This window comes from Schlegelella aquatica (genome assembly GCF_026013905.1).
Classification (GTDB): Bacteria; Pseudomonadota; Gammaproteobacteria; order Burkholderiales; family Burkholderiaceae_C; genus Caldimonas; species Caldimonas aquatica.
In genome coordinates this window covers 1,132,990-1,148,529 of record NZ_CP110257.1, presented here as the reverse complement: position 1 = coordinate 1,148,529, position 15,540 = coordinate 1,132,990, and the positions used below count along the sequence as shown (strand labels likewise).

Below are 15,540 nucleotides of genomic sequence, written 5' to 3'. Positions count from 1 at the left end.
CGGGCACGGCGCGGGCCTGGGCGCAGGCGCGCAGGGCCGCGGCTCGTGGGCACTCGGCTTGCCTGGCACTGCCAGCCCAACGTCCTGTCCGAAGGAGGCCCTTCCATGAGCGATCCCGCCCCGCGCGGCGGCCCGGTGGTCGTCGGCATCAACCGCACGCAAGACGGCAGCATCTGCGTGATGCAAGGCTCACGGTTGCTCTGCGCCATCCAGAAGGAGCGCATCACCCGGCGCAAGCACCACTGGGGCAAGGTCGGCGATCTGCGTGACGTGTACCGCGACGTGGTGACGGGGCTGGATCAGCCCATCGACGCGCTGGTGGAGTGCTACTCCTCGGACGCCGAAGTGCAGCGCCTGGACGAGTACGAGCAGGAGATCGCCGAGGTGTTGCACCTGGCCCCCGGCTGCAAGCGCGCGCGCATCTCGCACCACCTGGCGCACCTGTACAGCGTGTTCCACCCCTCGCCCTTCGAGGAGGCGGCGGTGATGATCGTGGACGGGCAAGGCAGCGCCGTGTCCGACCTCACCGAGCCCTGGGACGGCGCGGGCGAAGTGCCGGGGCACTGGCGCGAGGTGTCGTCCTTCTACCGCGTGGACCGTCGGGGCCGCTTCGAGTGCCTGGGCAAGCAGCTCTACGAGGGCGAGGGCTCGACGCCCGTGGGCCTGGGCATGTTCTATTTCCTGTTGACGCAGGCGATGTTTCCCGGCGAGGGCAACGAGGGCAAGGTGATGGGCCTGGCCCCGCACGGGGACCCGGACGCGCTCGGGCTGCCGCCTTTGGAGGTGGACGGCTACAAGGTCGCCATCCCCCCGGCATGGCGCGACCTCATCGCGGTGCGGCCGCGCTTTCGCTACGACCCCAAGGACCGCTCCAAATTCCGAGACGTGGCCAACCTCGCGGCCGCCGGGCAGCGTGCGTTCGAGGAGGCATTGCTCGAGCTCGCGCACTGGCTGCACCGGCAGACGGGCCTGCCCCATCTGTGCTTTGCCGGGGGCACCGGGCTCAACTGCTCGGCCAATGACCTGCTGCTGCGCCGCACGCCCTTCGAGCGGGTGTTCATCCCCCCGGCCCCGAGCGATGCGGGCACCTCGATCGGCTGCGCGGTGTACGGGCTCACCGCGCTTCTGGGGCAGCGGTGCGAATGGCGTTGGCGCCAGGACTACCTCGGCCCCGAGCCGCGCATGGCAGACATCGAGGCCGCGTTGGAAGGCGCGGACGACCTGGTCGTTGAAAAGCCCGACGATCTGGCGGTGGCCATCGTGGACCTGCTCGTGCAGACGAAGGTGGTCGCGCTGTACCAGGGGCGCAGCGAATTCGGCCCGCGGGCGCTCGGGCATCGCACCATCCTCGCCGACCCCCGCCGCGACGAGGTTCGCGACTGGATCAACGCGCGCGTGAAGCAGCGCGAGTGGTTCCGCCCGCTCGCGCCGATCGTGCTGCTTGAGCATGCGGACAAGTTCTTCGACATGCGCCGGCCCTCGCCTTTCATGCAGTTCGCGGCCCCCGTGCACCGCGAGGCGGCCTCGCTGATTCCGGCCGTCACGCACGTGGACTGCACCGCTCGGCTGCAGACGGTGGGGCCGGACGACGACGCCTTCTTGCGCCGGGTGCTCGAGACCTTCCACGCCCGCACCGGCGTGCCGGTGCTGATGAACACCTCGTTCAACCGCAAGGAGGAGCCGATCGTCGAGACGCCCGCGCAGGCGGTGGAATCGTTCCGCCGAACGCCGATGCACGCGCTGGCGATGCCGCCCTATCTGGTGCGCAAGAAGGTCGAGCCCGAGGCGGTGGGGCCGGTCGCCGACGAGCACCGGGCGTGATCCGCGGCTACCCCGCGTGGCCCAGCGTGCACGCAGGCGGCACGCTGGTGTTGCACGTGTCCACCGACGCGCCGCGTTTTTGCGTGGCGTTCCACCGGTGGTGGCACGGTTTCGAGCACGTGCACACCAGCGGCTGGATGGACGGCCTCGCCGCCCCGGAAGGCCGCCCCGAGGCCGACTGGGGCTGGCCGGCATACGAGTTCGCCATCCGGCGCACCTGGCCGCCCGGTGTGTACGTCGCCCACCTGCAGGAGCCCGATCCTCAGCCCTTGGCTGCCGCGATGGACCGTGCCGCCGCGCTCTTCGTGGTGCGAGGGCCGGGCCGCAGCCCCCTCGTGTACAAGCTGCCGATCGCCACCTACCAGGCCTACAACTGGACGGGCGGCGGCTGCTTCTACGATCGCCCGCCCCGCTCGGCCGACCCGGCGCGCCCGGGGGCGCGTCTGAGCTTGCAGCGCCCAGGCGGCGGCATCGGAGGCATCACCTTCGGCGCCCCGGACCACTACGACCCCGGCTCGCCGCGGCAGACCTTCGCGCACTGGGACGCCCCCTTCATCCGGTGGCTGGCGGCCGAAGGCCACGAGGTGGAGTTCTGCACCGACCTGGACGTGCACCGCGAGCCCGACCTGCTGCCCCGCCACCGGCTGATGGTGAGCGTGGGGCACGACGAGTACTGGAGCGAGGCGATGCGCGACCATGTGGAGGTCTTCGTCGCGGCCGGTGGCCGTGCGGCCTTCTTCGCGGCCAACCTGTGCTGGTGGCGCATTCACCTGGTGGAGGGCGACCGCGCGATGGTGTGCCACCAAGGCGGGCCGAGGGGCGCCTTCGACCACTGGTGGCCCGCCTCGGGCGCGGGGCGGCCGGAGGACGGTCTGGCCGGGGTGAGCTACCGGCACGGCGGCGGCTGGTGGGACGGGCCCCGCGAGGCGCACGGCTACATCGTGCAGCAGCCCGGCCATTGGGTCTTCGAAGGGACGGGGCTGACGCTCGGCGCGCGCTTCGGCGAGGCGAGCACGCCGCCGCTCGTGGGCTACGAATGCGACGGCGCCGCGCTGGAATGGGCGGATGCCGGCTGCTCACGCGTGCGCCTGGCACCGTGGGCCGCGGAATGCGGCACGCCGCCGCAGCTGGAAGTGCTGGCCGCCGCCCCGCTTGGCCCCCGCTGGCAGGAGCTGCCTCATCGCGAGCGGCACGCCGCCTGGGAAGGGTTGCACACCGCCACCATGGGCCTGCACCGCAAGGGCAAGGGATGGGTGTTCACCGCAGGCACGACCGACTGGGCCCAGGTCCTCGCCAATGGCAGCGACCCCGTCGTGCCCGTCGTCACGCGCAACATCATTCGCCGGCTCGCGCACGCCCCCTGACGCGCCCCAGCGGCCCGCAAGGCAGGCCGTCACGCCGGGTGTCACGTCGGCCGTCCCGGCTGGTCGCGCCAGGCGGAGCGGGAATAGAGCCTGCGGTCGAACAGACGGCCGAACGTGAACAGATTGCCCAGCATGCCCCCGACGGTGGACAGGTGATTGACGCTGCGCATCGCCTCGAGCGCGAACTGCTGCACCACCACGCGCTCGCTGATGTCATGCCCCTCGGCCACCTTCGACAGACGGTGCAGCACATACAGCCCGAGCGCGGCCGAGATGGCGAACAGGAACTCCCAGTGCGTCAAGGTGAACACCGACACGTCACCCTCGGCATACGCCGAGGCCCAATGGAAAGCGAGCGAGAGCTGTGAGTGCTGCAGCCACTCGGCCACGGCCCCGGCCAGCAGCGGCGCCGTGCCGCCCACCAGCGAACCGACCAGGCTGATGGCCGCCAGATAGGCCGTGCCCTGCCCTTGCGGCGCCAGCTTGAGCCCGATGTTGCCGTTGGCCAGGCCGATCCCTCCGGAGGCCGTGCCCATGACGACGTGGATGAGATAGAGCATGGGCAGCGTGAAGCGGTGCGGCTGCGGCTCGGCGACGAACACGAGGGCCAGCACGCAGGTGAACCATGCAGGCAACGCCACCGAAAGGATGGCCTTGTTGCTGAGGCGGTCCGACAGCCGGCCCCAGAGATACAGCGTCAGCGCGTTGGCCACCTGGCTCGCCACCCACAGCGTGGTCACCGTTCCGAGGCTCAGTCCCAGGTGCTTCATCAAGTACACCGTGAGGAAGGGCCCGGCGAAGTTCGAAGCCACGTTCCACGACGCCATGAACACGAGGAAGTTGCGGAAGTTGGCATCGGTGAGCGGCTGCCCCAGGCGCGAGAACACCGTGCCGTGCGGATGGCTCACCATGCGCGGCTCCGGCACCCGGGCGAGCGCCCAGGAGCTCATGAAGCCCGCCAAGGCCGCGGCAGCGAAGGACGCCGAGTAGGCGTACAGCGCCGGCTCGAAGGGCCAACGATCGATCAACTGGCCGGCCGCCAGCGTGCCGACGCACGCGATGCTGGTGGACCAGAACAGGCGTTTGGCGAAGAAGGCGCCCAGCCCGTCGCGGGGCAGGAGCTGGTGCAGCCAGGAATTGAGCGCGCAGGCGCACACCGAGCCGAGCGCGGAGATGCAGAACTGCATCGCGATGAGCAGGTGCAGGCGGTTGGCGTGGTCGGCCACCCAGGGCAGGAGGGCCATCGACAAGATGAGCACGCGCGCCGCCGTGACGGCCACGACGGCGATCTTGCGGCGCTGCTGCAGCCGCTCGACGAGCGCGATGGCGGGCAGCTGCAGCGCCTGAGCCATCAATGGAATGGCGGCCAGCAGGCCGATCTGCATGGGCCCGGCGCCCAGCGCGAGGGCGAAGCCCACCAGAACGACCCCGCCTTGCAGCGAGCCGGCCAGGCTCGCCCACGCCGCATCACGAACGAGGAACCGTTTGCCGTGCTCCAGGGCGTCGGCCGTGACGTGCTCGTCGGGACTCAATCGCATGCCGCGCCCACAGCAAGCCCGGTTCCCGGCGCACTGGCCGTGGTGGTTGCGCAAGCGTCAGGGCTCAGGCACGCAGCGGCAACCCCGGCGATGGCGCGGGTCCGACCGCGCTCACCCGACCACGTTCACCCGGCGGCGGGCTCGCCGCCAGAGACGCGTTCGATCACCTGTCGCGCCGCCAGCTCGCTGCGCAGCGAGCGCTCCAGCGGACTGCGGCACAGGCCGGCATGTCGGTACTGCAGGTTCTCGTACACCTGCGCCGCCGACGGAAAGGCCTCGAGCACCGCGTGGAGGGCGTCGTCGGCGCGCGTGTCCTGCAACAACTGCTGCAAGCGCCGCACGACGGCCAGGTACTGGTCGGCGTCGACCGGCTCCTGGCTGTGATCCAGCCGCTCCAGCAGGCGGGCGAGCGTGGCCAGGGGCACCAAACGCCCCGGTACCCGAACGACTTGCGTGGTGGTGTGGGTGGCGTTCATGTTCCGAATACCGTCAATCGCCGGCCCGGGTGCCGGCTGCGTGGACACTTGCCCCGGAAATGGGGTCGAAGGCACGGCAATCAAGGCCCGCCGGCCGAGCGCGGGCTGCCAGCTCCTGCGCCGCGCGGGAGGCTGCCTGCTTGCGATTCCTCAATGGCGCTGGGCCGGCGGCCACCACCATCGAAGACCATCGCCCTTGCCCTCTTCCGACTGGCCGTGACCCGCATCCTCCTGATCCAGGGCCATCCCGACCCCGACCCGCACCGCCTCTGCCACAGCCTGGCCCATGCCTACGCGCAAGGCGCGGCGGACGCCGGGCACGAGGTGCGCCGGATCGACGTGGCCCGCCTCGACTTCCCGCTGCTGCGCACCAAGGCGGAGTGGGAGTCCGGGACCGCCCCGCCGGGCCTGCAGTCGGCCCAGCAGGACATCGCCTGGGCCGAGCACCTGGTGCTGTTCTTCCCGCTGTGGCTGGGCGACATGCCCGCCTTGCTGAAGGGCTTCCTGGAACAGGTGGCGCGGCCGGGCTTCGCCGTGGGGCGTGGCGAGGGCGGCCTGGGCGCCAAGCTGCTCAAGGGGCGCTCGGCGCGCGTCGTGGTCACGATGGGGATGCCGGCGCTCGTCTATCGCTGGTACTTCCGCGCACACAGCGTGCGGTCGCTGGAGCGCAACATCCTGGGCTTCGTCGGCATCGCGCCGGTGCACGAGACGCTGGTCGGCGAGGTCGAGCAGCTCGACGAGGCCGCGCGTCGCCGCTGGTTCTCCAAGCTGCGCAGCCTCGGCCGCGCGGCGATGTGAAGACCTGCCTGTGCCGTGCGGCGTGGGGCTCGGCCAGGGCGGCACGCCAGTGCGGCACTCCCGGGGCCTGTAGGCCCAGGCCGACACGCCCGGCGGCTTGCGGCCGACGGACGGGGCCGCCGCGACGCCCTACGCTTGCCGTCATGGAGCCGCAGCGTGCGGCCCCACCCCCTGACGGATGGAGTGAAGAGATGAGAAGCGTTCGTACCCTTGGCACCCTGGCCTCGGCGCTGGTGCTGGCAGCCGCCGTGAGCGGCTGTGCCAACATGTCGGAGCGCGACCGCAACACCGCCATTGGCGCGGCCGCCGGTGGCGTGGCCGGCTCGGTGCTCACCGGCGGCAGTACCGCGGGCACCATCGGCGGCGCGGCCGTGGGCGGCATCATCGGCAACCAGACGGGCAAGAAGGACCGCTGAGCACCGGCCGACCCCTATCACGCGCTGGCACGCAGGGGCGCCCGAACCGGCGCCCCTGCGTGTGTTTGTTGCCGATTTTCGACAGCGCAAGGCCCGTCGCTCGGCCTATCATGGGACAAAGAGCGCCTGCAAGGGCAGCGAGGGGTCGGCGATGGATGGGGGCCGCAAGCAGGCTGTCACACACACACAGCCCAACGAGACGGCATGGTGGGAAATGGTGCCCGGCTTGGTGGTGGCCGCCGGCACGGACGGGACCCCTGTCTACGTAAGCGATGCCTTCCGCGACGCCGCGGGCTGCCGCGAGGGTGATGGCGGCTGGCTCGACGGGCTGGAACCCGGCTCGCGCGACGAGCTTCTCGACCACCTGGCGCGCCGCCAGGACTTCAGCGTCTGCCTGCGATGGCAGTGGCCCGACGCCGGGGCGCGCTGGCTCGAATGTACGGGCTACTGGCACCCGGGCAGGGCGCATCACGTGTGCCTCTTCCACGATGTCACGAGCGGCAAGACCGCCGAGCTGGAGGCCCGGGCCCAGGCCGAGTTGCTGCGCATGACGGCCGACAACGTGCCCGCGCTGATCGCGTACTACTCGGCGCACGACTACACCTGCCTGTTCGCGAACAAGCAATACGCCCAGACCTTCGGCTGGGACGAGCGCAGCATCGTCGGACGCACCTTCGCCGAGGTGATCGGCGAGGACGCCGCGCAGGAGATCGATCCGCACGTGCAGAAGGTGGTGCGCGACCGCCAGCCGGTGTCCTACGTGCGCAAGCGCTCGCTGCCCGACGGCCGCACGCAGTGGATCGAGGTCTCGCTGCGTCCGCACTTCGATGCCCAAGGCCAAGCCATCGCGGCCTTCGTGCTGATCATCGACATCACCCGCCACCGCCTGGCCGAGCAGGCCGTGCGCGAGTCCGAGGAGCGGCTGGCGAAGTTCATGCAGGCCAGCGCAGAAGGGGTGGTGTTCCACCAGGACGGCTATATCACCGACGTCAATCCTCCGGTGTGTGAACTCGTCGGCTACTCGCGCGAGGAACTGCTCGGCCGCCATACGCTGGACTTCATCTCCCCCGAACACCGCGCGAAGGTGGCCCACCTCCAGGCCACCGGGCAGGACGCCACCTACGAGAGCGAGATCATCCACAGGAGCGGCGAGCGCATCCCGGTGGAGTTCATCGGCCGCACGATGGTGCGCAACGGCGAGCGCCTGCGCATGTCCATCGTGCGCGACATCCGCGACCGGCACGCCGCCCAGCGGCGCATCCGGCACCTGGCCCACCACGACGTGCTGACCGGCCTGCCGAACCGGCTGGCCTTCATGGAGGACCTCGAGCACCGGCTGGCCGTCGCACGCAACAACGACGAGCGACTGGCCCTGCTCTTCATCGACCTGGACAACTTCAAGCGGGTCAACGATTCGCTGGGCCACCTCGTGGGGGACAAGCTCCTGCAGTCGGTGGCGGGCCGCCTGGCCGGCAGCCTGCGCTCCAGCGACCGCGTCGCCCGCTTCGGCGGCGACGAGTTCCTGGCGCTGCTCAGCAACGCGCGCCGCCGCGACGACGTGGAGGACGTGGCCCGCAAGCTCCTCGCCGCTGTGGAGGTGCCGATCGAAGTCGAGCGACGGATGCTGTCGGTGACACCCTCCATCGGCATCGCCCTCTTTCCCGACGATGCCGAGACGCCCGGCGACCTGGTGCGCCACGCCGACCAGGCGTTGTACCTCGCCAAGGCCCGCGGTCGCGCCAACTTCCAGTTCTTCGACCCGGCGCGCGCCGACGCCGCCTACGAGGCGCTGCTGCTCGAAGGCGAGTTGTCCCAGGCCCTGGAGCGCGGCGAATTCGAGCTGATGTACCAGCCCCAGGTGCGGCTCACCGACGGCCGCCCCGTCGGCGCCGAGGCACTCCTGCGGTGGCGCCACCCCCAACGCGGGCTGATGCTGCCCGGCGAGTTCCTGCCCGCCATCGAGAACCAGCGGCTGATGCTGCCGCTCGGACAGTGGGTGCTGACCGAGGCCTTGCGACAGGCGCGGCGCTGGACGGCCCTGCTCGGCCGCCCCTTCCCCGTCGCGGTGAACCTCTCGAACGTCCAGTTCCACGCCAGCAACCTGCTCGCCACCATCGAGCGCAGCCTGCGGCAGGAAGACGTGCCGGGCCACCTGTTGGAGCTCGAGCTCAGCGAGCGCATGCTGATGGACGACCTCCCGGAAGTGCAGCGCAAGCTGCAGCGGCTCAAGCAATGGGGCGTGCAGCTGGCGGTCGACGACTTCGGCACCGGCTACTTCTCGCTGCGCCACCTCAAGGAACTGCCGATCGACAAGGTCAAGATCGATCGCTCCTTCGTGCTCGAACTGCCCGGCTCGGCGGGCTCCGCAGCAATCGCGCAATCGATCATCCAGGTGGCGCGCAGCATGGGGCACCGGGTGACCGCCGAGGGCGTCGAGAACGAGGCCCAGCGCGCCTTCCTGGAAGTCCACGGCTGCGACGAGTACCAGGGCTTCCTGGCCGCGGAGGCGCTGCCGGGCGATCGCTTCGTGGCCTGGATGCGAGAGCGCCTGACGGGCCCCGCGCTGGCGTGAGGACGCCCGCCGGCGCGGCCCTGCTCCGCTTGACAGAACTGACGCGAAGCTTACGATTTGCGCATCGTGGGCGTGGGGCCGGCCAGGGAGTCGCCATGAATCTGCACCAGATGCAAGCCCTCAAGCGGTGGCACGTCGTGCATCGGGACGACCACCCCGTCGAGTACCGGGTGTACGACGCCGTCTTGACCGCATGGGTACTGGGCTGGGTGGGGGTGCCGGCGGCCCTGCTGCTCGCCCCCTGGCACCTGATGCCGCTGTGTCTGCTGTGCTCGCTCGCGCCGGAGCTCTACGTGAGCTGGCGAGCGCGCATGCACGAGCGCCACCGCCTGCGCTGCGACTGGCTGGACGCCCTCGCGCGCGCCGACCGCTGAAGGGCCTCGGCCCGGCCGGCGCTCAAGCCGCGGCGTCTTCCACGGCCGCCCGCACCAGCGCCTTGATGAGCGGCTCGTCGATCGGCTGGCGATAGCGGCACTTCAGATGGCGCAACCCCTTGCCCCCGCCTTCCAACTGAGGGAAGCGCGCGGCCAGCCCAGCCCCTTGGAAGAACTGCAGATTGGCATGGCCCTTGTGCGTGACGATGGCCATGAGGTTCTGCCCGCGCAGACCGAACACCAGATTGCCCCACTTGACGGACTGCTCCAGCTCAGGCGCGGCCTCCAGCACGGCCCGCTGCAGAGACTGGGCGGTCAGCCGCTGCTCCGGCAGGAGGGCGTCGAAGTAGGCGGCCACCAGCGCGGCCGGTCTCACCGGGGATCTCATCGGTCGTGCGTTCCTTGCCCCGATTGTGACGCGGACCGGCCTCTCCTGCGAAGGGTTTGTCGAGGCCCGTCGATCGGCGTCCAGCCGTCGGACGTCGGCTCAGAGCTCCCGGGCCTCGAATGTGTTGCACGCTTGGACGCTGCCGCCTTCCCAGCCCCGGCGGAACCACCGGGCCCGCTGGGCACTGGTGCCGTGGGTGAAGCTCTCCGGCACCACCTGCCCTTGCGTTCGCCGCTGCAAGGTGTCGTCGCCGATCTGAGCGGCCGCACGCAGCGCCTCGTCCAGATCGCCGTGCTCCAGCACCTGCTTGCTGCGCTCGGCGTGGTGGGCCCACACGCCCGCGAAGCAGTCGGCCTGCAGCTCGAGCCGCACGGACAAGGCGTTGAACTGGGCCTCGCTCACACGCCCGCGCATGGACTCCACCTGGTCGGTGATGCCGAGCAGGCGCTGGACGTGGTGACCCACCTCGTGCGCAATCACATAAGCCTGCGCGAAGTCGCCCGGCGCGCCCAGGCGCTGCCGCAGGGTGTCGAAGAACTCCAGGTCGATGTACACCCGCTCGTCGGCCGGGCAATAGAACGGCCCCATGGCCGCCTGCCCCCGCCCGCAGGCCGTGGCAGTCGCCCCTCGAAAGAGCACGAGGCGCGGCTCCCGGTAGTCGGCCCCGGCGCGCGAGAAGAGCTGGTTCCACACGTCCTCGGTGTCGGCCAGCACGACGGCGACGAACCGCCCCATCGAGTCGTCGGCCGGCAGGCTTTGCGCCGGCACGGAGCGCGAATCGGGCGCCGGCCCCGTCGCCTCCATCATGCCGAGCAAGGTCAGCGGGTTGATGCCGAGCAGCCAGCTGAGCACCAGCGCCACCAGCACGCCGCCGATGCCCAGCCCGCCCCCGAGCCGCAGGCCCCCCAGGCCCGGTACGCCGGCGGATCGGCGGTCCTCCACGTTCTCGCTTTCGCGGCGGCCTTGCCAACGCATCGGGGCCTCCCAGTGGCACTCGTTCCCATGTCTGCGTAGCACGGCGAATGCCCGGCCCATGGAAGCAAGGGGCGGCCAGAGCGCCCCTCCCCGTCGCTGCGGAGCCCCTCATGCACAGCCCCTGATGCCGAGCCCCGCCCGAGCGGCGAGGGAATACCCCTTGCTGGCCTTTCGGGGAGCCCGCTCCCACCGGGGTGCGGGTGCAACCGTCCCACGAGGAAACCCCCATGGCCCGCATCAACTTCTTCGACTCGAAGGGCTGCCCTCTCGATCAGCAGCGCTTCACGTGGAAAGACCTCAATCCCAAGCCCATCAGCAAGCTCGACGACGACGCGTTCACCCGCGTGCGCGTCATCCTGCTCAACGGACTGGAGCTCGACGCCCTGCGCCTCAAGCACCTGATCGCTCGCTTCAACGGCGAGCTGCGCGTGCCGCTGGCCGAGGTGCGACGCGTCGAACAGCACCAGGCCACCGTCATCAACTGGCTGCTGGGCGCCGACCACTCGCCCATCGAGACGACCATCGCCTACGAGCAGGTCGCCATCGAGGTGACGGCGGCCGTCGCGCAGAACGAGCCCGATCCCTACCTCGCACAGGCCTACCGCTTCGGCCTGCTGGAGGACTTCGACCACCTCTATCGCTACTCGGCCCTGCTGGACCGGCTGGAGGGCAAGGATGCGAACAACATCCTGCAAGGCTATACCGACATCCTGCCGGGACGGCCGACGCTCCTCGAGCACCGCGCCCCCGTGGACGATGTCCGGACGCCCTACGACCGGACGACCGCGGCCTTGCTGAGCAAGATCCACGCAGCGCTCATCACCGCGGCCGAATACCAGACGCACGACTACTACATGAACATCGGGCCGCTCTTCGCCGACCCGGTCGCTCGCGAGCTCTACGCGGAGATCGCCTCCATCGAAGAGCAGCACGTCACCCAGTACGGCTCGCTGGAGGACCCCCACGAGAGCTTCCTCGAGAAATGGCTGATCCACGAGGCCACCGAGGTGTACGTCTATCACGCCTGCCTGGACCAGGAGAGCAACCCGCGCGTCAAGGCGCTGTGGGAGCGCTTCCTCGACTACGAGCTGGGCCACCTGCACCTGGTGGCGAGGCTCTTCGAGGACATCGAGCGCCGCGACGCCTCGCAGATCCTCACCGAAGTCGAGCCCATGATGCCGTTCAAGAGCCAGCGCGCCTTCGTGCGCGAGGTGCTGGAGCGCGAGGTGGGCTACCGGGCGATCGGCCCGCAGTTCACGACGGACGGTGCGGAGAGCGAAGCCACCCTCGCCTACCGGCAGCAGCTCAACTCGCAAGGCTCGCCCTCGCAGGCGGTCTCGGCGGGCTACCGCTGGACACCCGGCACCGAACTCGCCCGCAAGGTCGTCAACTACTGAACCCGGGAGACCCGCGATGCACAACACCACCCACATGGGGATGAACCGCACCGGCGCGAAGATGTCGCCGGTGGATGTGAGCCGCATGGCCGAGGCCGCCCTGGCCGCACCCGAGACCCTGCCCGAGGGCAAGAGCTTCGCCGCCATTCGCGGCGAGGCGATCACCGAGGCGGACCGCGTCGGCTCCGTCCCCCTGCCCGGCACCGTCAAGGGCGTGCTGACCACCGGCATGGCCAAGCTCAAGGGCGAGAAGCCCGAGGTGCTGATCGACAAGCTGGGCGAACGGCTCGCGTTCGAGAGAACCGGTGTGCGGCTCTACGAGGCGCTCATCACCAAGTGCCAGCTCGCCGCCGACGGTGCGTTCGTGCCGCCGCTGGAGGCCCTGCGCGAGATCCGCGAGGACGAGGCGCGCCACTTCCTGCTGCTGCAGACCACGCTGGAGAACCTGGGCGCCGATCCGACCGCGCAGACGCCCTGCGCGGACGTCTCGGCCGTGGCCAGCATGGGCCTCGTGCAGACGCTCACCGACCCGCGCACCACCGTGGCCCAGTGCCTCAACGCGATCCTGATGGCGGAACTGGCCGATCACGCGAGCTGGGAACTGCTCATCTCGCTGGCCGAGCAGACCGGCCATGACGAGATGGCCGAGACCTTCCGGGCGGCCCTCACGCAGGAGGAGGCGCACCTCGGGCAGGTGAAGACCTGGCTGCGGGAGGCGGTGGCCCGCGAGGCCACTTGAGGCGCGGCCCATGCGGCCCGTGCGGTGCGGGGGCGACCGCGGCGGCCGGGCGCCGGGCCTTATGTCTTCGCCCCCGGGGCATACGCCCCACCCCCCGCGGGGGTGACGGCCCGGCTTCGGGCGGCCGGGCGCCGGGCCTTATATCGTCGCCCCCGGGGCATACGCCCCACCCCCCGCGGGGGTGACGGCCCGGCTTCGGGCGGCCGGGCGCCGGGCCTTATATCGTCGCCCCCGGGGCGTGCGCCCCACCCCCCGCGGGGGTGACGGCCCGGCTTCGGGCGGCCGGGCGCCGGGCCTTATATCGTCGCCCCCGGGGCATACGCCCCACCCCCCGCGGGGGTGACGGCCCGGCTTCGGGCGGCCGGGCGCCGGGCGCCGGGCCTCAGGTCTTGGGCAGCGTCACGCCGCGCTGGCCTTGGTACTTGCCCCCGCGGTCGCGGTAGCTCGTCTCGCAGACCTCGTCGCTTTCGAAGAACAGCACCTGCGCGCAGCCCTCACCGGCGTAGATCTTGGCCGGCAGCGGCGTGGTGTTGCTGAACTCGAGGGTGACGTAGCCCTCCCACTCGGGCTCGAAGGGCGTCACGTTGACGATGATGCCGCAGCGTGCGTAGGTGCTCTTGCCCACGCAGATGGTGAGCACGTTGCGCGGGATGCGGAAGTACTCGACCGTGCGGGCGAGCGCGAAGCTGTTGGGCGGGATGATGCATACGTCGCCGACGAAGTCCACGAAGCTCTTCTCATCGAAGGCCTTGGGGTCGACGATGGTCGAGTTGATGTTGGTGAAGATCTTGAACTCGTTGGCGCAACGGATGTCGTAACCGTAGCTGCTGGTGCCGTAGCTCACGATCTTGTGGCCGTCGGCCGCATAGCGCACCTGCGACGGCTCGAAGGGCTCGATCATGCCGTGCTGCTCGGCCATGCGCCGGATCCATTTGTCGCTCTTGATGCTCATCGGGCCTGCCCCAGGAAAGGTCGTGCGATTGTAGGGGCCCCGCCGACCGCCCTCCCCCATGCCCACCGAGGCGCGGCAGCGCGATGCCGGCCGCTCCCCCGCCTAGGGAAAGTGCCGAGACAAACCGCACGACATTTCTGCGGATTCTTGCAGTCATCCGCGGGTCAAACGTCCTAGCATTGCAATGTGACGCGGCCGTGACCGGCCGTCCAGAGGAGAGTCTCATGCGCAAGGCCCTCGACCTGCTGACGCAGTACGCAGAGTACCACCGCGACCGTCGCAACATCGCGACGCATTTCGTCGGCGTCCCCTTGATCGTGTTCGCCGTGGGCGTCCTGCTCGGCCGGCCCCAGTTCCAGTTCGGCCCCTGGCTGCTCACGCCGGCGTGGCTGGTGTTCGCGGTCGCCGCGGTGTGGTATGTCACGCGCCACCTGGTGCTCGGGGTGGCGGTGAGCGTGGCGATCGGCGTCCTGATCGCGCTCGGCCAGCCCCTCGGCCAGCAAAGCACGTTCGTGTGGCTGGCGAGCGGCATCGGCGCCTTCGTGGTGGGCTGGGTGATCCAGTTCATCGGCCACTACTACGAAGGGCGCAAGCCCGCCTTCGTCGACGACCTGGTCGGCCTGCTGGTGGGCCCGATGTTCGTGGTGGCCGAGGCCATGTTCGCGCTCGGCTGGAACCGCGAGATGCTGCACGAGATCGAGAAGCGGGCCGGCCCGACGATGCTGCGCGACCTGGCGAACGCCCGTTCCTGAACCGCCCGCGCGGCACCGCCGGGCTCCCCTTGCGAGCCGCCTTCAAGCGCGGGCTTCAGCGGGCGGCGTGCCGGCCAGTTCCGGCTGGGCGTCGAAGCGCTCGCGGCCGCTGTAGAGCAGAAAGTGCCGGTTGGTGCACCGGGCAAAAAGCGCCATGCCGAGCCGCTCGGCCAGCCGGTGTCCCATCTCGGTGATGCCCGAGCGCGAGATCACCACGGCCACGCCCATCTGCGCGGCCTTGATCACCATCTCGCTGGTCAGGCGGCCCGTGGTGTAGAGGATCTTCCCCTCGCCTTCCACGCCCTCGAGCCACATCCAGCCGGCGATCGCGTCCAGCGCGTTGTGGCGGCCCACGTCTTCGGTGAAGATCAGCATCTGCTCCTGGTGGAACAGCGCGCAGCCGTGGACGGAGCCTGCGGACTTGTAGACCGTCTCATGGCGGCGGATCACGTCGAGCAGGGTGTAGAGCGCCGCCTGCGACAGGCGCGTGGCCGGCAGCCGCAATGACTCGACTTCGTCCATCACGCTACCGAACACCGTGCCTTGGCCGCAGCCGGTCGTCACGATCCGCCGGGCGGTGCGGGCTTCGAGGTCCGGCACGCCGCCTCGGGTGGTGATCGCACAGGCGTTGACGTCCCAGTCCACCTGGATCGAGGCGATGTGGCCGACGTCGGGCACCAGCCGCTGGTTGCGCAGATAGCCCAGGGCGAGCAGTTCCGGGTGGGCGCCCATCGTCATCAGCGTGACCAGTTCGCGCTTGTCGAGGTACAGGGTGAGGTCCCGTTCGGCCGGCATCTCGACCTGCCGCTCGTGGCCGAACTCGTCGAAGACGGCGGCGCGATGCGTGAAGCGGGTACTGGCGCTGCTGAGCAGCGGGCGTCGGGAATCAGGAGCGTTCATGGATCGGTGTGCAAGCGGCAGCGGCGGGCGCCGCCCCACACGATACCCTGGCGGGCCGGGCCGCTGCGAAGCGACTCC

The 15,540-nt window shown here is 70.3% G+C and carries 15 protein-coding genes; 9 read left to right on the top strand and 6 right to left on the bottom strand.

Annotated features, from left to right (window positions below; all coding sequences use genetic code 11):
• Positions 1-105 precede the first annotated feature (105 nt).
• Positions 106-1,821, top strand: a complete 1,716-nt coding sequence (locus OMP39_RS05200; RefSeq protein WP_264893732.1) for a carbamoyltransferase family protein — start codon at positions 106-108, stop codon at positions 1,819-1,821.
• A complete protein-coding gene (locus OMP39_RS05195) occupies positions 1,818-3,185 on the top strand; it encodes a N,N-dimethylformamidase beta subunit family domain-containing protein (protein ID WP_264893731.1) in 1,368 nt (455 codons plus the stop codon). Before OMP39_RS05200 ends, OMP39_RS05195 begins: the two co-directional genes overlap by 4 nt.
• 41 nt (positions 3,186-3,226) lie before the next feature.
• Here the strand turns inward: OMP39_RS05195 and OMP39_RS05190 are convergent, their stop codons facing one another.
• Positions 3,227-4,723 carry an MFS transporter gene (locus tag OMP39_RS05190; RefSeq protein ID WP_264893730.1) on the bottom strand — a complete coding sequence of 499 codons (1,497 nt, stop codon included), beginning with the start codon at positions 4,721-4,723 and terminating at the stop codon, positions 3,227-3,229.
• A gap of 125 nt (positions 4,724-4,848) precedes the next feature.
• Complete coding sequence (locus OMP39_RS05185; RefSeq protein ID WP_264893729.1) at positions 4,849-5,199, bottom strand: hypothetical protein; 351 nt, start codon at positions 5,197-5,199, stop codon at positions 4,849-4,851.
• Positions 5,200-5,409: 210 nt separating this feature from the next.
• Between OMP39_RS05185 and OMP39_RS05180 the strand changes: the two genes are divergently transcribed.
• From OMP39_RS05180 to OMP39_RS05165, 4 genes are all read left to right on the top strand, one after another.
• Complete coding sequence (locus OMP39_RS05180) at positions 5,410-5,997, top strand: NAD(P)H-dependent oxidoreductase (protein ID WP_264894444.1); 588 nt, start codon at positions 5,410-5,412, stop codon at positions 5,995-5,997.
• Between the two features lie 191 nt (positions 5,998-6,188).
• Entirely contained in the window at positions 6,189-6,413 is a 225-nt protein-coding gene (locus OMP39_RS05175; protein ID WP_264893728.1) for a glycine zipper 2TM domain-containing protein, read from the top strand.
• Between the two features lie 151 nt (positions 6,414-6,564).
• The gene (locus OMP39_RS05170) at positions 6,565-8,985 is read left to right on the top strand and encodes a putative bifunctional diguanylate cyclase/phosphodiesterase (protein ID WP_264893727.1); all 2,421 of its coding nucleotides are present in this window, start codon (positions 6,565-6,567) and stop codon (positions 8,983-8,985) included.
• A gap of 95 nt (positions 8,986-9,080) precedes the next feature.
• Entirely contained in the window at positions 9,081-9,359 is a 279-nt protein-coding gene (locus OMP39_RS05165; protein WP_264893726.1) for a hypothetical protein, read from the top strand.
• 22 nt (positions 9,360-9,381) lie between these two features.
• On the opposite strand, the gene OMP39_RS05160 is transcribed toward OMP39_RS05165, so the two are convergent.
• On the bottom strand, positions 9,382-9,747 hold the full coding sequence (locus OMP39_RS05160; RefSeq protein ID WP_264893725.1) for a DUF1801 domain-containing protein: 366 nt from the start codon (positions 9,745-9,747) through the stop codon (positions 9,382-9,384).
• A 99-nt stretch (positions 9,748-9,846) separates the two neighbouring features.
• A complete protein-coding gene (ypfJ, locus tag OMP39_RS05155; RefSeq protein ID WP_264893724.1) occupies positions 9,847-10,722 on the bottom strand; it encodes a KPN_02809 family neutral zinc metallopeptidase in 876 nt (291 codons plus the stop codon).
• A gap of 227 nt (positions 10,723-10,949) precedes the next feature.
• On the opposite strand from ypfJ, the gene OMP39_RS05150 reads away from it, so the two are divergent.
• The gene (locus OMP39_RS05150) at positions 10,950-12,119 is read left to right on the top strand and encodes a hypothetical protein (protein WP_264893723.1); all 1,170 of its coding nucleotides are present in this window, start codon (positions 10,950-10,952) and stop codon (positions 12,117-12,119) included.
• Positions 12,120-12,135: 16 nt separating this feature from the next.
• The gene (locus OMP39_RS05145; RefSeq protein WP_264893722.1) at positions 12,136-12,858 is read left to right on the top strand and encodes a ferritin-like domain-containing protein; all 723 of its coding nucleotides are present in this window, start codon (positions 12,136-12,138) and stop codon (positions 12,856-12,858) included.
• A gap of 382 nt (positions 12,859-13,240) precedes the next feature.
• Here the strand turns inward: OMP39_RS05145 and dcd are convergent, their stop codons facing one another.
• Positions 13,241-13,810 carry a dCTP deaminase gene (gene dcd, locus OMP39_RS05140; protein ID WP_264893721.1) on the bottom strand — a complete coding sequence of 190 codons (570 nt, stop codon included), beginning with the start codon at positions 13,808-13,810 and terminating at the stop codon, positions 13,241-13,243.
• A 224-nt stretch (positions 13,811-14,034) separates the two neighbouring features.
• On the opposite strand from dcd, the gene OMP39_RS05135 reads away from it, so the two are divergent.
• Positions 14,035-14,562, top strand: a complete 528-nt coding sequence (locus tag OMP39_RS05135; protein ID WP_264893720.1) for an Mpo1 family 2-hydroxy fatty acid dioxygenase — start codon at positions 14,035-14,037, stop codon at positions 14,560-14,562.
• A gap of 42 nt (positions 14,563-14,604) precedes the next feature.
• Here OMP39_RS05135 and OMP39_RS05130 read toward each other — a convergent pair whose 3' ends face one another.
• Positions 14,605-15,462 (bottom strand): formate dehydrogenase accessory sulfurtransferase FdhD, encoded by an 858-nt coding sequence (locus OMP39_RS05130; protein WP_264893719.1) that lies wholly within the window; start codon positions 15,460-15,462, stop codon positions 14,605-14,607.
• Between the last annotated feature and the right edge of the window lie 78 nt (positions 15,463-15,540).